A 20,538-nucleotide genomic window follows, 5' to 3' on the forward strand; every position below is an offset into this window, starting at 1 on the left:
TACCTTTTATATAGGGTTATATAGCGTTTCTCGGACTCAATATGTACACCTAATATCAAGCCTCCGAACTCCGAACTCCGAACTCCGAACTCCGAACACTAGAAAACTGTGTACCTCACAAGTATGAGAAGTGCTATAGTTGTTTTAACAAGTCATCCACCTTTTTTATTCCTTCTGTGTTATCGTACTCTTGATAGAGCTTTTTAGCATAATCGAGGGCTTTTTTTGCTTCTCCATTCCTATTTCTTTCTTTAAAAGCCATACCTAAATAATAATAAGGTTCTGGATTTTGAGGTATAATTTCGATTAAATCTTGATAGGTAATAGTTGCTCCTAAATAATCTTTTTGTGCCAACTGAATTCTGCCAACTCCTGCAAAAGCTTCTGGATTTTTTCTGTTAAAAAATGAAACGCTACGATAGATATTCAGTGCTTCATCTAGATTATCTTGAACTTCATAAATACGGGCAATTTTTAACTGAACTTTAATATTTCTGGGATCAACTCTTTCTGCTCTTTTTAGGTGTTCCTTTCCTAATTCTAGTTGACCTTGTTGTAGATAAGCAGTAGCCAATAATAATCTTAAATCTACATCACGGGGAAAACGTTGAACTGCATTGCCTAAATATTGTAAAGCTTGATCCAGTTGTTTTTGTTGTAAGAGAGAAGAACCCATAATAGCAAAAGCTTCGGGATTATTTGGATCAAGGGCGATCACTCTTTTGTAAGCTTCTGCTGCCCCTTCATAATCTTCTTGGCGGAGTAAAACAACACCTAAACCAATATAACTTTTAACAAATTTAGGGTTTAGTTGAATAGCATAATAATAGGCAGAAGCTGCGTTATTATTATCTCCAACATTAGCTAAGCTATCCCCTAAAGCATAATAGAAATTAGGGTTACTCGAATCAAGAGAAAGGGCTTTTTGATAATATTTTACTGCTGCTGAATGGTTACCCTGTTTACTGTGTAAATAACCGATTCCTGAAAATATTTTAGCGTTATCAGTGTCTAAACTGGCGGCCTGTTGATAGATAGCGATCGCCCGTTGATAGTCTCTCTTATCTACATGATCTCTCCCTCGGCGTAATAAATCATCTAATTGTTTCTCGCGAGGGGTTTGTGATACAAGTAAAGGTAAATCAGTAGAAGCCAAAACAGGGGGAACAATACTGCTGAAAATAAGGGTTGTGAGTAAAGAGAGAGTAAGTTTAGAAATCATAGCTTTTATTAAATGGGAGTAAAAAAAGGTTTGAAGAATCAAACCTTGCAACATTATAGACAAAAAAATTTTAAATGCCTCGTTTGATAGCCACTTCAGCTTGCTTAAATTCCTGTTTTAAGCGTTTTTTCAACTTTTCAGGTAGGGGACGATTTCCATAGGAAGTATAGTAACCTGCAAGGGAATTTAATGCCGTCTGCATGGTGGTGAAGGAACGAAGTCCTCCAGACTCTCCATTGCGTCGATAGCGAGAAATATAATCATTAATTTGTTCTTTGGCTAAAGATTTGATCTCTTGCTTGTTCTCAGCATCATTAGGTAGATCGAGGGCAGTGGTTAAAGTTTCGATAACTGCTAAGGTATCTTCGCTATAATTACCAGAGAGTCCGCTTGAACTATTACCACATCCTGTTAAAGTAACCACAGCCACTAAAACTAAGGCTAGAATACGAGATAAGGCAGATTTGAAAAACATAAGTTGTTAATACAATGAAACAATTCTAGATTTTCCCTATCCTATCCTAGAAGGGGTAACAGAGTGAAGTCAGGCAAACAAAGCACTAACTTGTTGGGGAGGAATGGGTTGACTAAAAAAGTAACCTTGGGCCTGATGACATCCTTTTTCTTTTAAAAATGCTGCTTGTTCTTCATTTTCTACCCCTTCGGCAATAATCTGTAAATTGAGGGCATAACCCAAAGCGATCACCGCTTGTGATATGGCCGTATCATTGGTGTCGTGGGGAAGATCCCTAATAAAAGACTGGTCAATTTTAAGTTTATCAATAGGTAGTCTCTTCAGATAATTTAAGGAAGAATAACCTATTCCAAAATCATCAATGGTCAATTTTATACCCATGCCTTGTAACTTTTCCAGTTGCTTAATATTCTGTTCTGTTTGCTTCATTAATAACCCTTCGGTTAACTCTAATTCTAAATACGCGGCTGGTAGGCCAGTGGTTTTGAGGACATTTTCAACCACTTGGATAAAGTCCCCATGTTGAATTTGAGGGGCAGCCACATTAACAGCAATACGACCAAAATCGAGCTTCTGCTCTAACCAAATTTTAGCTTGTCGACAGGCAGTGGTTAACACCCAAGTGCCGATCTCTTGAATGAGTCCACTTTGCTCGGCAATGGGGATAAACTGTGCAGGAGAAACCACTCCTAACTCTGGATGATGCCAACGTAATAAAGCCTCTATTCCTAGACAACGATGGGACAACATCTCAATTTGGGGTTGATAGAGTAAATAAAATTCCTTCTTTTTGAGGGCTTCTCGGAGGGCATTTTCCAATAACATATATTCAAAAACAGTGGAAGTCATTTCCTTCCTATAGAAACAGTAGGTATTGCGGCCATCTTCCTTGGCACGATACATAGCAGCATCGGCATTGCGTAGAAGGGTAGCAACATCTGTTCCATCATCGGGAAACAAACTTAACCCCATACTAGAAGTCATCTTAATAGTTCGACCTTCTATGATAAAAGGTTCCTCAAAAGTCCTCATCAGTTTCCCCACAACCATCCCTGCGTGTTGAGTATCTTTAATGTCTTCTAAAATAACCACAAACTCATCCCCACTAATACGAGCGACGGTATCACTCTTGCGTCTCTGTTGACATAGGCGTTGTGCTAACTGTTCTAATAAGGAGTCACCGGCCCTGTGTCCCAAGCTATCGTTAATATTTTTAAAGCGATCCAAATCGATAAACACCACTGCTAACTTATCTCCCTTGCGAGTAGCTTGTTGAATACTTTGCTCTAAACGAGTATTCATGAGCATACGGTTAGGTAAATTGGTGAGAGTATCATGGTGAGCCTGATAATAAAGCTTCTGTTCTGATTCTTTGATCTGGGTGATATCATGAATGTTTACCACAGCAGAGGTAACTCCTTTATTTGCTTCTCTATAGGGGGAGTATAGGGCATGATAATAACGTTGTTCCTCACCCAGATCAAACCAAGTTTCATATCTGACTTCTTCTCCTTGTAAGCAACGATCTAGGTGGGGTTGGATTGTATCCATAAATTCTTCCCCAACAATCTCAACAACAGACTTACCAATGATCTCTTCTTTTGCTCTCTGGAAGTTTCTCGCATAAGCATCATTGACTATTTGATAAGTGTAGTTTTGATCAATAAGGGCCATCATGTCTTGAGTGGTGGCAACAATACATTCAAAGATCCTTAGTTGTTCCTCCATGCGTTTGCGATCGCTAATATCCATCACCGAACCGATATAACCTTTAAACTGGCCATCGGCACTAAACCGAGGCTTTCCGGCATCGATACCCCAACAATAGACACCATCACGACGGCGAAAACGATAATCAATAGAAAAAGGCTGTCTTTTTTCATTAAACTCTAGAAAGCGTTTACGAGCTAATTCTCTCTCATCGGGATGAATCACGTCTAACCAACCAAACCCTAGAGCAGTTCCCTCTTTTTGCCCAGAAAAATCGTACCAGCTTTGACTGACATAAGTAGAATAACCAGTTTCGTCTGTTACCCAGACCATAACTGGAGCATGATCGGCCATGTTCCGAAAAAGGGCTTCACTTTCTCGTAAGGCCATCTCTGTTTCTTTGTGTTCCAGTTCCAGTTGCTTACGTTCGGTGATATCCATAACTATGCCAAGGAGACGAATAACATTACCTTGATCGTCCTTTTCAGCACTGCCTAAAGCTTGAACCCAGTGGATGGAAGCATCTGGGTGAATAATACGATATTCTATTCTGTGTTCTTTGCCCTTTTCTCGACAATCTTGGACATTTTTTTGCCAGTGTTCCACGTCTTCTGGATGAATCGCTCCTTGAACCTGTTGCAACTCCCCCCGAAATGTACCTGGTTCCATCCCCCAGATTCTTTCTACTTCTTCTGACCAAAATACTTTTTCTGTTACCACATCAAACTCCCAAGAACCAGTTTGGCTGAACTTAAGGGCCTGAGCATAATGGTTTTCTCTGCTGTTGAGTGTTGCTTGAGTGCTATGTAATTCTGCTAAAACCTGGGATAATTGAGCCGTCCTTTGGGCGATTCGTTGCTCTAATTCTTGATTTTGTTTTTGCAGGTCTATTTCTGCTTGTTGATCTTGCCTTTCGGGTTGGTGGCGATCGCTAATATCATGGAAAAAAATTGCCAGTCCTCCTGGAAAGGGATGAGTTTGAATTTCCAGGCAAATGACTTTTGTAGACTTATTAGGATAGCCATATTCCATACTACTAAATACCTGTTTATCCATAGCATGGCGTAAATTTTTTTCCACATCAGTACCGACCCAAGTTGGCCATACTTCCCATAATGTTTACTCGGAAGAGGATTCCTCGAAATACTCCTCTTTGTCCCTTGCTCCCTCCTGGTGATTATCTTCTAATAAGTGCCTTAAAATTCCTTTTAAGGCACTTTTATAGATAACGCACCAGTCCTCATCCACTAATATAAACCCATTCATCTTAGTAGCTAAAACCTTTTTTATCTAGTTTTTTACTTATTTGAGCCGTATAGAAACTATACAAAATTTGTCTTTGTTTAGGAAATAGGGAACAATGGAAGCAAGGATAAAATGCCACTACAGCAAATATTTATCCCATAAATAGTTAACAAAATATATGCACTATATCATAGCTAAAATTTGGCGAGATAGGGCTTAATTTTATAAATTATTAACAATACTAAGTCCTAACACCAGAAGTCCAATCTAGGGATTCTGGAAATTGGGGAATAGAATCAAGGAGATTTTTAGTATATTCTTCTTGGGGATTATTAATAATAGTCTCTGCGTCTCCTATTTCCACAATTTCACCTTGATTCATGACCATAATACGATCGCTCATAAACCGGACTACACTTAAGTCATGGGAGATAAAAATACAGGTCAATTTCAACTTTTCTTGTAAGTCTTTTAAGAGGTTCAAAACCTGTGCTTGTACAGATACATCTAAGGCAGAAACTGACTCATCACAGATTAAAAAACGGGGATTTAAAGCTAAGGCGCGGGCGATACAAATTCGTTGTCTTTGTCCTCCAGAAAATTCGTGAGGATAGCGATTAAAACTGTCTATATCTAATCCTACTAAAGTCAACAATGCTGCCACAATCTCATTGATTTGCTTACTATTGCTTTGGGTTTTATGAATAATCATCGGTTCAGCAATAGCTTGTCCTACAGTTAGTCTGGGGTTGAGAGAATTATAGGGATTTTGGAAAACAATTTGCATATTTTTTCTCAAATTTTTTAACCATTTATTGCTCATCGATTTTTTAGAAATCTCGTAAGTTTCAAAAGAAATTGTGCCACTTACTGCTGAAATAAGTCTAAGAATAGCCCTTGCTAAAGTTGATTTTCCGCAACCAGATTCACCAACTAACCCTAATGTTTCCCCTGCATAAACTTCAAAACTCATGTTATTAACTGCCGTAAATTTATTGGATTTGGATCCCAAGAAACCTGATTTTCCAAACTCTACATTTAACTTATCTACTGACAATAAAACTTTCTTTTCTTGGGCTTCTTGAGTTCTAGATTCAATTTCATCATGAGGTATAATTTGATAAATTAAATCGCTTTGTTGAGATGCTTCTGTAACTTGATTATCTGTCAAGAAATCAGCGACAGTGGGTAATTTATCTACTTTAACATGAAGGGGAGGACGACAAGCTAATAATCCTTTGGTATAGGGATCTTGAGGAGAATAAAGTATATTTTCTTTTTTCCCTTTTTCTATTACTTTTCCTTGATACATCACCAATATATTATCAGCTACTTCATTGATAACTCCCAAGTCATGAGAGATAAAAATCATCGCAATATTTTTATCTTGACAGAGACCTTTTAATAACTCTAAAATTCCTTTTTGAACCGTTACATCTAGAGCAGTTGTTGGCTCATCAGCAATTAAAATAGTAGGATTACAAGAGATTGCCATAGCAATCATAACCCGTTGTAACTGTCCTCCAGATAGTTCGTGAGGATACCTTTTTAGATAGGCTTTTGCTTGTTTATCGGGACAGGTTTGCTTTAAAACTCTGACACTTTTTAATAAATTAATTGCTTCTTGGTTAGCCTTTTCTTGAGTTACATTCTGATGTAGTTTAATAGCTTCAGTTAATTGATAACCTATAGTATAAACGGGGTTAAAAGCACTCATAGGTTCTTGGAATATCATGGCAATTTCTTGACCACGATATCTTGTCCATTCTGATGATTCTAATCTGGTTAAGTCAATGGTATATTCTGGAGATTGATAATATTTAATACTACTTTCTTGAGCAATTTTACCAGGATTTTGAATTAAACCCATAATAGCTAAAGAAGTCACAGATTTTCCTGAGCCTGACTCCCCAACAATACCTAAAATTTCACCTCTTTTGAGTTGAAAATTAATATCATTTACTGCTATTTTATTTGATTTTCCTTGTAACGGGAATTCAATACGGAGATTAGATACATCAAGAACAATATCACTCATGATTCTCATAGAAATATAAAATTAGACAGATTTTAACTTATTTTTTAGCATTTGACAAAGATTCTACTAGAGTTTGCTCCATTATCAAGGGATAATTGATAGAGAGCATCCTATTTTTGCAAAAAACTTAATTCTTGGAGTTTGACGGGGAGACGGGGAGACGGGGAGAAATTCATCAGATCAACTATTATCAGTAAAGGACAAGAAAGCAACTTTGGGATGCTCCCAATTGATAATGGATAATTAAACATATTTTTTGCAATTTAACCAGGATTATACCAGACTTTGATCATTTTTTTGTGAATTGATTAAAACAATCTTACCTTTTCCATAAGTAATTCAAAGTCACATTATTAAAGAAGCGTGTCACAATATAAATAAATAATGAAAACATTATACGGAGAGGGATATGGTAGCAACTCCCATCAAAACAAAAAAGCGTTTAAGCATACAAACTGGTGATATTGCCGAAAATACAACTACTATTAGATCCTTAGACTGGGATCGAGATCGCTTCGACATAGAGTTTGGTCTGCAAAATGGAACCACTTATAACTCCTATATTATTAGGGGTGAGAAGATCGCCTTAATAGACACTTCTCATGTTAAGTTTCGACAGTTATACATCGATACCATAACCGGACTCATTGACCCCAAAACCATCGATTATTTAGTGGTTAGTCACACCGAACCGGATCATAGTGGTTTGGTTAAAGATATCTTAGAACTAGCTCCCCAAGCAACTATAGTAGGGTCAAAAGTAGCGATTAATTTTCTAAAAAACTTTATCCATCAACCCTTTGAATACATTGCCGTCAAAACGGGGGATAGTTTGGACTTAGGGAAAGGTCATGTTTTAGAATTTGTCAACGCCCCTAATCTACATTGGCCTGATACGATTTTAACCTATGATCAAGGTACCGAAACCTTATACACCTGTGATGTATTTGGGATGCACTATTGTTCTGATGTGCTATACGACGAACACTTAGAGGATATTGCCCCAGACTATCACTTTTATTATGAGTGTTTGATGGGTCCCAACGCGAGATCGGTGCTTTCGGCCTTAAAACGCATGGACAAGTTAGGTCATTTTTCCTTAGTAGCCAATGGTCACGGTCCCTTGCTGCGCTACAATGTCCATGAGTTAGTAGAACGTTATCGTACTTGGAGCGAGGAACAAAGCAAAGCCGATAAAAGCGTTGCTGTGTTTTATATTTCTGATTATGGATATAGCGATCGCCTCTCCCAAGCTATTGCCAAAGGTATCACCAAGGCCGGTGTAGCAGTAGAAATGGTTGATCTAAAATCAGCCGATGCTCAAGATGTCCACGAGATCGTCAGTGGTTCCGCCGGTTTAGTGGTGGGAATGCCCCCCTTAGAAGGCACTCATAGCAACGAAACCACCAGCAACATCGGAACCATTCTCGCCGCAGCTAAAAATAAGCAATATATAGGGATGTTCGAGTCTTATGGTGACAACGATGAACCCATCGACCCCTTATTAACCAGGTTCCGAGAAGCTGGCTTAAACAAAGGGTTTAATCCTATTCGGGTTAAAGATACCCCCACAGAAGCTATTTATCAACTCTGTGAAGAAGCAGGAGTCGACTTAGGACAAGCGTTAACCCAAGCCAAAAAAGTCAAGCAAAGGAAGTCCTTAGATAGCGACTTAGATAAAGCCATCGGTCGTATTAGTGGCGGTTTATATATTCTCACCGCTAATAAGAGAGAACTCAACGGGGCCATGTTAGCCTCTTGGGTAACACAAGCAAGTTTTGACCCCCCAGGGTTTACTGTTGCCGTAGCCAAAGATCGGGCGATCGAGTCTTTGATGCAGGTAGGAGATAGTTTCGTTTTAAACATCCTCGAAGAAGGGAAATATCAACCCCTGATGAAGCATTTCCTGAAAAGATTCCGTCCTGGGTCCGATCGCTTTGAAGGGGTTAATGTCCAAACCGCTAACAATGGATCACCTATCCTAGTGGATGCTTTAGCCTATTTAGAATGCGAAGTTGTCAGTCGGATGGAATGTAGTGATCATTGGATCGTTTATAGCAAAGTGAGCAATGGGCGAGTTTCTAACCCCGATGGGTTAACCGCTACTCACCACCGAAAAGTCGGTAACTATTACTAAACCTGTAGGGTGGGCAATGCCCACCTTGTCTAATGGTCAACTACAATTTGAAAAATACAAGGTAAGCTAGATAAGTAAAGGATTAACAAAAGTTCCTCCAAGGTGGGAAGAAAATTTCTCGATCGAGTGTGAGTGGAAAAAGATTGTTTAATCTGGTAAGTGCGACTCTAGCAAAGTGATAAAACTCCATGCTGCGAATCATCACCCAGTCAGCCGAGATAAATACAGAATTGCAAAGAATCGGAGATCGCCCCTATCGGGACGAGATTCAAGCAAAAGAGGTTGCTGTGGGAGAAATTTTGGAGAGGATTAAACATAAAGGGGATCAAGGACTATTTAAACCCTTCGACACCCTCACCACTCCCACAAACCTTAAAGTTAGCGGCTCCGACTTAGACGCAGCCTATCAAAAAATTTCCAAAGAATTACTAGATACCATCCAAACAGCCAGCCAAAAACTAGAAAACTTCTATAAACAGCAACTGCCCAAACCTTGGGTAAAATTTGAAGAAGACGACGTAGTTGTAGGCAAACGTTACATTCCTGTCCAACGGGCTGGGATCTATGTACCCTGGGATCAAGCTTCACCTATCACTCGGGTACTGATGCAAACCCTCCCCGCAAAAATTGCCAAAGTACCAGAGATTATCCTCGTCAGTCCCCCGGATGAAACTGGCAAAGTTCCCCCCGACATTTTAGTAGCTGCACAAGTGAGTGGAGTTAACCAAATTTACCGCTTAGGAGGAGCCCAGGCCATCGCTGCTTTGGCCTACGGAACCCAAACTATTCCCAAAGTAGATGTGATCACAGGAACCGGAGGATTAGATGTCATTTTAGCTAAACGCATGGTTTATGGCACTGTCACCACCGACACCCCTGTGGATGCCTCAGAATTATTTATTATTGCCGATGAAACGGCAAACGAATCCTACATTGCCGCCGACATATTAGCCCAAGTTGAACAAGATCCCAGTAGTGCAGTGATAGTCCTGACAACGAATTTCAACTTGGCACAAAAAATTCAAAGCAAAGTACAACAAAAATTACAAGATAACGCCCACGGCATTTTATCCGAAAAAGCCATTGCTCATTATGGCTTAATTGCGGTGGTGGAGTCCCTAGAACAAGCTGTTAAGATTACCAACCAATTTGCCCCTCATTATCTGATTTTAACCTTAGCTAAACCTTGGGATATAGTAGAGAAAATTCGTACCGTCGGTAGCCTGTTCATTGGCCAAATGACCCCAAAAGCTATTGGTGATTATTTGGGTAATGGAGGCGTAATTTTGCCCCCTTCTGGCTTAATTCGTTATGCTTCTTCGGTGCGGGTAGAAACCTTCTTCAAACCCTCCCATCTCATCGAATACTCTCCCACTGCCCTAAAAAAAATAGCCCGTGTTTTGGAGACTTTGGCCCTCGCCGAAGGTTTTACCGGCAGTGCAGAAGCTATTAATTTACGATTGAAAGAAGGAGAAAATTGTGACTGAATAACTGGTAATTGGTAAATCTCATTGACTAAAAACAGTGTCTATGAATGAACGTCTTCCCAAAGCTAAGCATCCTCCAAATCGTTTGGCCTGTTTACCATACGGGGTTGGTCATGATGATGAAGGGGTCTGTCTAGAGGTGCAACTGGGTCCTTATCGCATTTTACTGGATTGTGGTTTAGGGGATCTCAGCCATTTAATCGATCAAACTCAAACTCCAGTTGATGCGGTCTTTTGTAGTCATGCTCACAGGGATCATGCTAGAGGTTTAAAATCACTTCATGAGGCTTTTCCTAACTTACCTATCTATGCTAGTCAGGTCACTAAACACCTTCTTCCCCTGAATTGGCCCCAGAAAAATCCCCCCAAAACCTCTAATTTTTGTCAGGGGTTATCCTGGGAAAAACCCCTGGAATTATTTGATGATTTAACGGTGCAATTATTTCCCTCCGGCCATTTACCAGGGGCTGCGTCTATTCTCTTGAGTTACCGTACCAGCCAACGAACCTATAAATTACTCTACACAGGAGATTTTTCTTTATCCAATCTCCAATTGGTGGAAGGACTCTCTATCGAAGCATTACGGGGTTTATCTCCCGATATTTTGATTATTGAAGGAAGTTATGGGACTATTCGCCATTCCCATCGTCGTCAACAAGAAAAACAACTAATGCAGCGTATTCATGAGTGTTTGACTCATGGTTACAGTATTGTTTTACCAGTGCCAACCTTGGGGCTAGGACAAGAAATTTTAAAATTATTACGTTCCCATCATCAATTTACGGGCCGTGAGTTGGATATTTGGGTGGATGGGGAGGTGGCCAACGCTTGCGATCGCTATTTAGATTTGCTTTCAGAGTTTCCCTTATCGGTACAAAATTTCGCTAAGCATCAACCTCTTTTTTGGGATGAGCGCATCTGTCCCCGTTTACGTCGTTTGACCCCCCAACAACGGGGAAAAATTGGACAAAATTCCTGCATTGTCTTAACAGATGATCTCACCACTCTTTATGACGAAGGTTATTTGCTATCAGGGTTATGGGTGATTTTATTCCCTGCTTCTCCCAATGAGGGACAAACCCTAGAATCACCGGAAATTATGTCCCTGATGGAACGGGTTTCTATTCATAGCGAGTCTTATGTTTTGGCGGAACATAGCGATGGCCGCAATACCACTCAATTAATTCATAATTTACGACCACAGCATATTATTTTTGTTCATGGTTCAACGATTAATTTAAGAGATTTAACTAATTTAGAAGAGCTACAAAATCGTTATCAACTTCATCTCCCATCCCCTGGAACTTTAGTGGAACTTCCCATTGGAGACAAGTTTATTCAACCAGAAGCTCCTTCTTCTGGTGTTTACGAGGGAGAGTTAAATGATTTAGAAACCAATATTACCTTGACTTTCCCCCACACCATTGTTAACGATCCTCACTGGCGTTATTTCGCTGATACGGGCCTGCTTGAAGCTCGTTGGCAAGGGGATGAGTTGGTTTTGCGCGGTATTTCTCAACGGGAACTGCTCAACCAAAGTAAAACCGATCAGATATTTAATGATTTAGATTGTTGTTTGACCTGTTGTCATTATCGGGGTCAACGTTGTTGGAATTCTCAGTCCCCTCTTTATGGGTTTAAGGTGACACAAGAGGGTTACTGTCCTGTTTTTAAACCTCTACCCAAACCAGAAGATGAGTAATTACCCGTTTATGATAGGATATTTTGTAATCCATAATATAAAACAATTGGGAAGGTACATAACCAGATGGAAGCCGTATTCCTTTTAGCAAAATTACCCGAAGCTTATCAAATTTTCGATCCCTTGGTAGATGTGTTACCAGTCATTCCCGTATTTTTCTTGGCTCTAGCCTTCGTTTGGCAAGCAGCAGTAGGTTTTAAGTAAACTTTGACTTACTCTCAATAGTTAAGTTTCTTATTTATCAAAGGCATCTACTTATAGATGCCTTTGTTTTTTTTGGCAACTTTACCCCCCCGATGATTTCGTCAAGTTAATTCCTTAGCTTTATCCCGCAGACAGAATTCGGACGACATTGTGATAAACTATAAATTTTTATAGGAAGTATTGTATTATGGGTTTTCAAGAGGTTTGTTTATTGTTGGCTTCAGTGCTAACTAGCGCCATGGGACAGTTATTCCTGAAAATGGGAGCCAATTCATTAGGAAAGGTGAACGCAAGTAATGCTGTCAGTCATATTCTTAATATTCTTTTGACCCCAAAACTAATATTAGGGTTGGCTTGCTATGGGTTAGGGGCGATCGCTTATATTCTTTTATTAACTCGTGTCAACCTTAGTGTAGCTGGCCCTTCTGCTTCGATTATCTATATCTTTTCTGTCTTATTTGGGTATTTTGTCTTTAAAGAAAATATCCTCATCCATCAGGCTCTTGGTCTAGGACTTATTGTCTGTGGCGTTGTTCTTGTGGCCTCCAAAGGTAACTAAAATTATTTTTGCGATTAGTCTTGCTAAATGTCTGGAGGTTGTGCTATGATAATTAGTCGTTGAGAAAGACAAGGGCTTGTAGCTTAGTGGATTAGAGCGCGTGGCTACGAACCACGAGGTCGGGGGTTCAAGTCCCTCCAAGCCCGTACACATGGAAAAATATGAGTAATTTTCAGATTATTCGTACCAATAATGCTCCTTCCCCTGTCGGCCCTTATAATCAGGCCATTGCAGCACAGGGGAGGCTTTTGTTTTTGGCTGGACAGATTCCTTTGCACCCGGAAACAGGGGAACTGGTTGGGGAAAATGATATTACTGAACAAACCCAACAAGTTATGAAAAATATCGCTGCTATTTTGGCCGCAGCAGGGGCAAACTGGCAAAATGTGGTTAAAACTACTGTTTTTTTGAGCAACTTAACCAATTTTACCCCGATGAATCAAGTGTATGGTCAATACTTTAACGAAGAAACAGCGCCTGCACGGGCTTGTGTAGAAGTTTCTCGTCTGCCTAAAGATGTTTTAGTGGAGATTGAATGTATTGCCATAATCCCCTAATTTTTGTTAGATCAAATCAAATTGATGACAAATAACCCCACACACAGCGGCAAAAACCGTGATTCCTAAAGCTAGGAGAGGGTTTTGTCCTTGGCTAACCGCAAAAGAGGTAACAACCCCTGCACCTAAACCCGCAGTTAAAGCAGCACTCACAAAGTCTTTGTCTGTATTTTTCTTATACATATATTTTTCTTGGTTCTATTAATACAAGAGATAATTTTGACGTTGCTCAAACTTAACATTCTCTGAGAGCCAAGTGTCAGGAAATGCTGTAAATTGCAATCAAGCTTTAAGTTTAGTCATATCTCTTAACAATAACCAAGAGGCTACCGAATAAAGATACATTAGATTAAGGAAAGCCGATCAAGTTTTACGGAAAATATGTCCAATACCTATACTGTTGAGATCCATCATCAAGGAAACACCCAAACCATTGAAGTTCCCGAAGATCAAAAGGTGTTAGTTGCAGCTAGAGAAGCAGGTATCGATCTACCAATCTCCTGTGAAGCAGGAGTCTGTACAAGCTGTGCAGGAAAGCTCTTGGAGGGAGAAGTTGAACAAAGTGACGGGATGGGTTTAAGTCCTGAGTTACAAGGAGAGGGTTATGCCTTATTATGCGTATCCTATCCTCGTTCTAACCTCGTCGTTGAAACTGAAAAAGAAGAAGAGGTTTATAGCAGACAGTTTGGACAACCTTAACTAATTATGATATCAATGAATAAGGGGCTTAATTTGATTAAGCCCCTTATTTATGTCTTAAATTGATAATAAAGTCGATTCTATTTCCTGTTTCACCTTTGAGCTAATATTACCCTCTCCCTGTAAACATTCTACTAAGAAAACATTCCCATTATAAAAAAGGTTCCATAATTCCTTTTCTTGTTCATCTAACCGCCAGTCATAACAAATGTTACGGTGATTGATTAATATCTCTCGAAATTTATCAACCCATTCTTGCCCTTGATTTTTCCACCAAGGTGATTTCCGAGAAAGCTTTTCCCATAGGGGGTAATCGCTTGGACTAAAGGCTTTCAAGAAATAAAAGGAACAGAGAGTTAGCGGATCTTGGTACACAACTTTAAAATTTCATAATTGGCTTGTCTGAAAAAACAGAAGAAATAGATTAAAATGAAGAGGTAAAAAGATTAGAGAGAGTAAATTGAAGCTAAAACAGACAAATAATCCCTTAACCCCGTCGATGGTCGATGATTTACGTTTAGCAGTCTCAAAAATGACGGGAGCAGAGCGTCGTTCATTTCAAGCTGAAATGTGTCTCAAGTATTGTGGAGGAAGTGCCAGACAAACCGAAATCTTGTTTGGTTGGGGGAGAAAAAATGTTCAACTTGGATTACATGAAAAACGAACTGGGATAGTGTGTTTAGGATTACAATCAGTCAATAGTGGATGTAAAAAATGGGAGGAAAGATACCCAATAGTTGCCCAATCATTGAAAGAAATAGCCGAAGCTCACGCACAACAAAACCCCACATTTAATAACCCCATTGCCTATACAAGATTAACGGCGGCTGAAGCCCATTAACAATTAAGAAATCTAGGATATAATGGAGAGAAGGTTCCTGCTGCTTCGACAATGGCAGATATTTTAAATCGTTTGGGCTATCGATTAAGAAAAGTGGTAAAAGCTAAACCTAAAAAAAATCTCGGAGACGGACGCTATCTTCGAGAATATAGAGAAAAAAGATAGAAAAAAAGACCCTTCTGTGAAACGTTTAAGTATGGATTGTAAAGCAACTGTGGAAATAGGAGAATATTCACGTGGCGGACAAACCAGAGGTTATAATCAAGCTCAAGATCATGATATGGGAACTAAAGAAAAATACGTTCCTTGTGGGATTGTAGATGAAGAGACAGGGCAACTTTATGTAACTTTTGGAAGTTCTTATAAAACGAGTGATTTCATGGTAGATAACTTGGAGCAATGGTGGACAAGTCTGAGTATAACTGAAAAGCAGCAACTAGAGAACATCCAAATTAAAGTTGATAATGGAGCAGAAAATAGTGGAATAAGAAGGCAATTTTTGAAGAGAATGGTAGAGTTTGCCGACCAAACTAAGAAATCTATTCAATTACTATATTTTCCTCCTTATCACAGTAAATATAATCCCATAGAAAGATGTTGGGGAATTTTAGAGAGGCATTGGAACGGAACACTTCTGAGAAATGCTCAAACGATGTTAGCTTGGGTAAAAACTATGACATGGAAAGGCTTAAATCCGATAGTTAAGTTAAGTAAAAAAGTTTATCAAAAAGGCATTTCTTTAACGAAAAAAGAGATGAAGGAAATTGAGAAACGTTTAGAACGTAATCCTCACTTACTTAAATGGGATATTTTGATTAGACCCAGTTAGTCTAAAAAGTTAATAAGAGTGTAAAATTAAGTGAATTTCCTTTTTAAAAATAGTCAAAGCTAATTTAAAAGTTAGCGTATTTCTTTCTTTTAGATAGGGAGGTTTTTGTTCGCGGAAAGTATCCGCGAACAACTTTTTATTTTTCCCTTTTCGCTTATTTGAGATGTTCTACAAACAGATTCTGAGAATGGGTGGGAAACTTTTTCTTGGAAATAACCTTGCTCCTTTTAATTATGGTAAATCTACCCTATTAAATGCTTTACTAGGAGAAAAAACTTTACCCATCGATCTTATTCCCACCACAGGGGCAGCCATTTATGTTAAATATGGAGAATAATTAAAAACCAAAATAACCTTAAATAATAATAAAATTATTGAAGAAGAAGGAACAAATATCCTAAAAAAATATGCAACACTTGATGATAACAGGTGTATGAATCAAGAAGTAAAATCTGTAGAAGTTTATTGTAATCATTCCCTTTTAAAAATGGGAGTGGAATTTTTAGATTTACCAGGAACCAATGATCGAGAAGAGCAAAATAAATTAGTTAAAGATCAATTATTAACTTCAGATTTAATTATCCAAGTGGTTGATGCTCGAAAATTAATGACTCTTGAAGAAAGAGAAAATTTTAGAGATTGGTTGCTAAACCGTGGCATTAATAGTGTTATATTAGTGATAAATTTCTTGAATTTATGGGAACCACAAGAACAAAAAGACGTTTATTATAGATTACGCTTTGTTGCTGAAAGTTTTCGCTCAAATTTACCTTCTGGGTTCAGTAATCTATATAGAGTTGATGCTTTACCGGCATTGAGAGGGAAACTCAAAGGGGATAATAATGAAGTACAAAGAAGTGGTTTGTCCATGCTTGAGTCTGCTTTACAAACTATTATCATTCAACAGAAACAAGAACAAACTTTTAGAAGAGAACGTTTTGAGACAATTAGTTTTCAAGTGAAAGAGATAGCCCTCAATCAAAGAAATAATCTTATTAAACAATTGAAAAATATAGAACAGAGAATAGATAAAGAAAAAGAAATCAAACAGAAAGCACAACAAGTCATTAACCAAGGATTTCAACGCGCCCTCTCTGATTTTTATAGTTGGCTATACTTACCTAAACTATTAAATCAATATCAAAATGAATTAGCGATCGCTTTAGAACAAAATACCTTTCAACAGTGGTGTAATAATGATTTTCAAGATAAAATAATTACTTATCAAAAGAATATCAATGAATGGGGAGATAAAGCTTGTTTATTTTTTGAAAATAACTTCTTGACTCCTTTAAATATTAGCATTCCTGATCCCCCAGAAATATCCATTTCTTTACCAGAAGGAAATGAAGAAAAATCTAACTATTTTAATGATATCACCACCGTTGGTATTCCTACAGGAATCGGTTTGTTAGTAGGAGGACCTATAGCAGCTGCCGTTTTAGGAGGGGCAAGTTATTTCCTCAACAAAACCACAACACAAGCAGAAAAAGAAGCAATGACACAGAATTCTCAAACTCCATCTACTTCTGTTGAATTTGCTCAGAACTATTTAACTCATTTTAGTGAGCAAGTATTATTAAGTTTACGGAAATATGAACAAGAACTATCCAAAATTATGGAGGTACCCCATAATTTACACTCATCAGAAATAGCTCAGTTATCTTATAAAATACAGATATTAAACGATCTTTTAACGGGACTTTAGCTAATTTTAGTCCAAGAATCCCTCACTTTTAGCGAAGGGAGCGTCAAATGGGAAATCGTTTCAACAGGGCGATCGCCTCTTTAGCGGTTGTGATCAAATAACCGGAAATGCCTGGAGTTTGGGGAATTTGCCAAAGAATATCAACAGTTCGCCTCAGCAAACGAACTAAGTCTCCTTCGTCCAAACTGGTGTTTTCACAAAGTTCCTGCCAGTCACCCCCTAAAGCCCATTGTTCCACCAAGCCCATTAATTCTAACTCTAACCAAACAGGAATAGTAACTTGATAGCGTCGTTGGGTTTGGTTCAATAAACGGCGCATTTCCCCAATACTCACCCCGTCTTCTGGAGACTCTTGAAACAGACTCAAGACTTCTGGAGACGGTAAATAATTTGTCCAAGTGTCAGGGCGGAGGGTTTCGGTAATAATAGCACTCACCGCCGCCGCTAGTTGAGGGGCTTCGAGATGCTCTAAAGTACTCGACATAAGCACCATGCCCAACCATAACTGGTTTTCTCCGCGCATGGTAGCCGCCGCTTCACCAAGGGCTGTGGGAGTGTAATTATCTAAAGCCTTAAATTCCCGTAAAATCTCGATTAAATTCAGAAATTCTTGCCAATAGTAAGATTGATTGGACTGTAATTTTTGGAACTTAATTTGTCGGTTATGGAGTTGTTCCCGTAATTCTAAACGTCGATGATGGGACTTAAATAAGCGTTTAAAATCTTTGCTTTGGGTTAAGGGATGATCATCGAGTAAGGTTTGCACATGATCAATACGTTGTTGTTGTTCGATTACTTCTGGTGGGGTGATTCGGCCAAAGGCGCGATCGCTCATTTGTTGGGTGATTTGCCTAGAATTTTCATCCCCTTTTGGTCCCCTGCCTAAAGATAATCTTCTCAGATCCGGTAGGGTCAAATTATCCGCAAAAGAGAGGGGTAAAGAAGCCCCATAAAAATCAACAATATCTCCTCTTTTTACTAAATACCAGTAGTTATTATCCCCCAAACATAGCAAATCAAAACCTTGTCCCGAGCCTGGAACCATAGCCACAATCGTAGCTAGTTGAGGAATAGATGTTTTTAAGCGTTTGCCCTTTAAATAAACTAAATCCCCAATATTCAACTTACTCAATTGACCGGCAATTTCTTTTTTACGCTTTTCTTGTGCTTGAGCTTCAAGAACTTTCAGAAGTCGTTTTTCTTCTTTTAATCGAGCTTTTAATTTCTCATAAGCTAGGATATCTTTTTCTTGTAGCCCTCCTAATTCGATATCCAGTTTAGCTAATTCTGTACTCAAACTAGCGATAGCCTGTTGTTCTGGTTCTAGTTTTAGTTGAGCTAAATATTCGGCAAAACTCCTTTCTAAGAGGTCCTTTGCTTCCCGTAGGCTGTGTTTTTGCAACAGGTTTAAGACCATACCATAGGAAGGGGTGAAACAACTTTTTAAGGGTTCAGACTCTGCGGTGGCTAAGTAAGCAGCTTCTGTTGCCCCTTCAAAGGGGGTTTGAATGGTGACCACATGGCCCACCTCATCCATACCTCGTCGTCCTGCCCGCCCAGCAATTTGCAGAAATTCTGAGGGGTTTAACATACTGTGTCCGGTATCAATGCGTTTAGATAAAGCAGAGATAACCGTAGTTCTGGCTGGCATATTGATCCCGGCTGATAGGGTTGCTGTGGCAAACACCACTTTAACCAAACCCACTTCAAATAGTTGTTCCACTAATTCTTTCCACAGGGGTAAAATCCCGGCATGATGTGCCGCAATACCTCTGGTTAAAGGTTCGAGTTGTTCTGAGCGTACTAACTGACACAGATTAGCTAGAATCTCGAATAAATGGACTTTGCTCTCTTCATCCTCCCCTAAATAGGTAAAGAGATTAGACTGGGGGGAAAGGGTGCTTAAAAAGTCTTTGAGGGGTTCGTATAAAGGTGGGTTTTCTGTGGCCACCGCCTCGAGGAGACTCACTTGTAAATTGGTATTTTCCCCTAAAAAGAAGGTCAACAGGTTATATTGTAGAGCATGGGCTTCTTCGGGAGACACCAACACCACCCCCTCAAGTTTTTGCACGGCTCGATCGCATTCTCGACGGCTAAAGATAACATAGATGGCTGGTAAGAGATCCTTTTCATAAAGTTGTTGGATCACCATCATCGGAGTGGGACATTCACTTCGTTTTACTCGTCGGCGTTTCTTACGGTTTCCTTTGGGTTTGAGGCGATTGTTAAGGCCCGTTTGTTGCTGGTTAAGCAGGGGATAGAGTCCGTTTTTCTGGCTAAAGTAGAAGCGTAGAGGAACGGGGCGAAAATCCGAGTTAATCAGTTTACACAGACTGATAGAGGTTTTGTCGGGATCAAAGTTGGGAGCAGTTTTCCGCACTTGATTGATCCACTTGGTTAAGTCTTCTGAGTTGCCGATGGTTGCAGAGAGAGCGACTAATTGAATGCTGGGGGAACAATAAATAATCGATTCTTCCCAGACGGTTCCCCTACCACGATTACTAATATAATGACACTCATCTAAAATAACCGTAGCCACATTTTCTAAGGATGTTCCCACTTGCCCAATGGGGGTTTCGTAGAGCATATTACGGAAGATTTCTGTGGTCATCACCACAATCGAAGCGTCGGCATTGATAACCGTATCTCCTGTAATTAACCCCACCATCCCTTCGACTACTCCTGCTTCTGTGGTGGCAAATTTGTCTTGGAAGTCTCTAAACTTTTGATTAGATAAAGCTTTGAGAGGAGTGGTGTAGAAAACTCTTTGACCTAGATGCAAAGCCCGATAGATGGCAAATTCTCCGATAACTGTCTTACCTGAACCTGTGGGGGCGCAGACAACGACAGATTCCCCTTGATGCAACGCTGCGATCGCTTCCTGTTGAAAGGGATCTAGTTCAAAGGGAAATAGTTCTTCAATCCTAAGCTCAGTTGAGGTTAATGGTTGTTTCACTCAAAGTTACGTATTTAGGCAATCACAGGTTAAACCCTATTTCTATTTTAGGGTAAAAATCCTTGATTTTTTAGGTCAAGCCTCCTACTTCCCTCGTTTCAAGTGGGGGCAGAATGACTTTATTTTTGGTTAAGATATTAATCTTAACAATTTTTCTGAGAGATTAGGG

16 protein-coding genes, 1 tRNA gene and 1 pseudogene are annotated in these 20,538 nt (G+C 39.3%); 11 read left to right on the forward strand and 7 right to left on the reverse strand.

Annotation, left to right across the window (positions count from 1 at the left end; translation table 11 throughout):
- Positions 1-133: 133 nt before the first annotated feature.
- The 4 genes from CWATDRAFT_RS04350 to CWATDRAFT_RS04365 form a co-directional block, all read right to left on the reverse strand.
- Positions 134-1,276: a tetratricopeptide repeat protein gene (locus CWATDRAFT_RS04350; RefSeq protein WP_007303848.1), complete on the reverse strand. Its 1,143-nt coding sequence runs from the start codon at positions 1,274-1,276 to the stop codon at positions 134-136.
- 16 nt (positions 1,277-1,292) lie between these two features.
- Positions 1,293-1,697 carry a photosystem II protein Psb27 gene (gene psb27, locus CWATDRAFT_RS04355; protein ID WP_007303849.1) on the reverse strand — a complete coding sequence of 135 codons (405 nt, stop codon included), beginning with the start codon at positions 1,695-1,697 and terminating at the stop codon, positions 1,293-1,295.
- A 69-nt stretch (positions 1,698-1,766) separates the two neighbouring features.
- Positions 1,767-4,487: a sensor domain-containing protein gene (locus CWATDRAFT_RS35480; protein WP_007303850.1), complete on the reverse strand. Its 2,721-nt coding sequence runs from the start codon at positions 4,485-4,487 to the stop codon at positions 1,767-1,769.
- 406 nt (positions 4,488-4,893) lie between these two features.
- Entirely contained in the window at positions 4,894-6,690 is a 1,797-nt protein-coding gene (locus tag CWATDRAFT_RS04365) for an ABC transporter ATP-binding protein (protein WP_042711176.1), read from the reverse strand.
- 409 nt (positions 6,691-7,099) lie between these two features.
- Here CWATDRAFT_RS04365 and CWATDRAFT_RS04370 point away from each other — a divergent pair, with 409 nt between their 5' ends.
- From CWATDRAFT_RS04370 to CWATDRAFT_RS04395, 7 genes are all read left to right on the forward strand, one after another.
- Positions 7,100-8,827: a diflavin flavoprotein gene (locus tag CWATDRAFT_RS04370; RefSeq protein ID WP_007303852.1), complete on the forward strand. Its 1,728-nt coding sequence runs from the start codon at positions 7,100-7,102 to the stop codon at positions 8,825-8,827.
- Positions 8,828-9,015: 188 nt separating this feature from the next.
- Complete coding sequence (hisD, locus tag CWATDRAFT_RS04375; protein WP_007303853.1) at positions 9,016-10,314, forward strand: histidinol dehydrogenase; 1,299 nt, start codon at positions 9,016-9,018, stop codon at positions 10,312-10,314.
- A 43-nt stretch (positions 10,315-10,357) separates the two neighbouring features.
- Positions 10,358-12,016 carry an MBL fold metallo-hydrolase gene (locus CWATDRAFT_RS04380; protein ID WP_007303854.1) on the forward strand — a complete coding sequence of 553 codons (1,659 nt, stop codon included), beginning with the start codon at positions 10,358-10,360 and terminating at the stop codon, positions 12,014-12,016.
- A 66-nt stretch (positions 12,017-12,082) separates the two neighbouring features.
- Positions 12,083-12,220, forward strand: a complete 138-nt coding sequence (locus tag CWATDRAFT_RS32270; RefSeq protein ID WP_007303855.1) for a photosystem II reaction center protein K — start codon at positions 12,083-12,085, stop codon at positions 12,218-12,220.
- 187 nt (positions 12,221-12,407) lie between these two features.
- The gene (locus CWATDRAFT_RS04385) at positions 12,408-12,779 is read left to right on the forward strand and encodes an EamA family transporter (protein ID WP_007303856.1); all 372 of its coding nucleotides are present in this window, start codon (positions 12,408-12,410) and stop codon (positions 12,777-12,779) included.
- A 72-nt stretch (positions 12,780-12,851) separates the two neighbouring features.
- A tRNA-Arg gene (locus CWATDRAFT_RS04390) sits at positions 12,852-12,925 on the forward strand.
- A 15-nt stretch (positions 12,926-12,940) separates the two neighbouring features.
- The gene (locus CWATDRAFT_RS04395) at positions 12,941-13,336 is read left to right on the forward strand and encodes a Rid family detoxifying hydrolase (protein WP_007303857.1); all 396 of its coding nucleotides are present in this window, start codon (positions 12,941-12,943) and stop codon (positions 13,334-13,336) included.
- Between the two features lie 6 nt (positions 13,337-13,342).
- Here CWATDRAFT_RS04395 and CWATDRAFT_RS38195 read toward each other — a convergent pair whose 3' ends face one another.
- Positions 13,343-13,519, reverse strand: a complete 177-nt coding sequence (locus tag CWATDRAFT_RS38195) for a hypothetical protein (RefSeq protein ID WP_007303858.1) — start codon at positions 13,517-13,519, stop codon at positions 13,343-13,345.
- 198 nt (positions 13,520-13,717) lie between these two features.
- Here CWATDRAFT_RS38195 and CWATDRAFT_RS04400 point away from each other — a divergent pair, with 198 nt between their 5' ends.
- Positions 13,718-14,035, forward strand: a complete 318-nt coding sequence (locus tag CWATDRAFT_RS04400; RefSeq protein ID WP_007303859.1) for a 2Fe-2S iron-sulfur cluster-binding protein — start codon at positions 13,718-13,720, stop codon at positions 14,033-14,035.
- A gap of 57 nt (positions 14,036-14,092) precedes the next feature.
- On the opposite strand, the gene CWATDRAFT_RS04405 is transcribed toward CWATDRAFT_RS04400, so the two are convergent.
- Entirely contained in the window at positions 14,093-14,410 is a 318-nt protein-coding gene (locus CWATDRAFT_RS04405) for an NACHT C-terminal helical domain 2-containing protein (protein ID WP_232287002.1), read from the reverse strand.
- 124 nt (positions 14,411-14,534) lie between these two features.
- Here CWATDRAFT_RS04405 and CWATDRAFT_RS38200 point away from each other — a divergent pair, with 124 nt between their 5' ends.
- The 3 genes and pseudogenes from CWATDRAFT_RS38200 (at position 14,535) to CWATDRAFT_RS04420 (ending at position 17,413) form a co-directional block, all read left to right on the forward strand.
- Positions 14,535-14,876 carry a hypothetical protein gene (locus tag CWATDRAFT_RS38200; protein ID WP_007303860.1) on the forward strand — a complete coding sequence of 114 codons (342 nt, stop codon included), beginning with the start codon at positions 14,535-14,537 and terminating at the stop codon, positions 14,874-14,876.
- 148 nt (positions 14,877-15,024) lie between these two features.
- Positions 15,025-15,705 carry an ISAzo13-like element transposase-related protein gene (locus tag CWATDRAFT_RS38205; protein WP_071905647.1) on the forward strand — a complete coding sequence of 227 codons (681 nt, stop codon included), beginning with the start codon at positions 15,025-15,027 and terminating at the stop codon, positions 15,703-15,705.
- A gap of 187 nt (positions 15,706-15,892) precedes the next feature.
- Positions 15,893-17,413: pseudogene (locus tag CWATDRAFT_RS04420) on the forward strand (dynamin family protein).
- A gap of 43 nt (positions 17,414-17,456) precedes the next feature.
- Here CWATDRAFT_RS04420 and CWATDRAFT_RS04425 read toward each other — a convergent pair.
- Positions 17,457-20,369, reverse strand: coding sequence for a DEAD/DEAH box helicase (locus CWATDRAFT_RS04425; RefSeq protein ID WP_007303864.1), 2,913 nt, complete (start codon positions 20,367-20,369; stop codon positions 17,457-17,459).
- Between the last annotated feature and the right edge of the window lie 169 nt (positions 20,370-20,538).

This window comes from Crocosphaera watsonii WH 8501, assembly GCF_000167195.1.
Taxonomy (GTDB): Bacteria; Cyanobacteriota; Cyanobacteriia; order Cyanobacteriales; family Microcystaceae; genus Crocosphaera; species Crocosphaera watsonii.

What these genes read in the sequence shown, in the direction of transcription:
- CWATDRAFT_RS04350 (WP_007303848.1), bottom strand. Translation starts at nt 1,276, where the DNA reads ATGTTGCAAGGTTTGATTCTTCAAACCTTTTTTTACTCCCATTTAATA.
- psb27 (WP_007303849.1), bottom strand. Translation starts at nt 1,697, where the DNA reads ATGTTTTTCAAATCTGCCTTATCTCGTATTCTAGCCTTAGTTTTAGTG.
- CWATDRAFT_RS04365 (WP_042711176.1), bottom strand. Translation starts at nt 6,690, where the DNA reads ATGAGTGATATTGTTCTTGATGTATCTAATCTCCGTATTGAATTCCCG.
- CWATDRAFT_RS04370 (WP_007303852.1), top strand. Translation starts at nt 7,100, where the DNA reads ATGGTAGCAACTCCCATCAAAACAAAAAAGCGTTTAAGCATACAAACT.
- hisD (WP_007303853.1), top strand. Translation starts at nt 9,016, where the DNA reads ATGCTGCGAATCATCACCCAGTCAGCCGAGATAAATACAGAATTGCAA.
- CWATDRAFT_RS04380 (WP_007303854.1), top strand. Translation starts at nt 10,358, where the DNA reads ATGAATGAACGTCTTCCCAAAGCTAAGCATCCTCCAAATCGTTTGGCC.
- CWATDRAFT_RS32270 (WP_007303855.1), top strand. Translation starts at nt 12,083, where the DNA reads ATGGAAGCCGTATTCCTTTTAGCAAAATTACCCGAAGCTTATCAAATT.
- CWATDRAFT_RS04385 (WP_007303856.1), top strand. Translation starts at nt 12,408, where the DNA reads ATGGGTTTTCAAGAGGTTTGTTTATTGTTGGCTTCAGTGCTAACTAGC.
- CWATDRAFT_RS04395 (WP_007303857.1), top strand. Translation starts at nt 12,941, where the DNA reads ATGAGTAATTTTCAGATTATTCGTACCAATAATGCTCCTTCCCCTGTC.
- CWATDRAFT_RS38195 (WP_007303858.1), bottom strand. Translation starts at nt 13,519, where the DNA reads ATGTATAAGAAAAATACAGACAAAGACTTTGTGAGTGCTGCTTTAACT.
- CWATDRAFT_RS04400 (WP_007303859.1), top strand. Translation starts at nt 13,718, where the DNA reads ATGTCCAATACCTATACTGTTGAGATCCATCATCAAGGAAACACCCAA.
- CWATDRAFT_RS38200 (WP_007303860.1), top strand. Translation starts at nt 14,535, where the DNA reads ATGGTCGATGATTTACGTTTAGCAGTCTCAAAAATGACGGGAGCAGAG.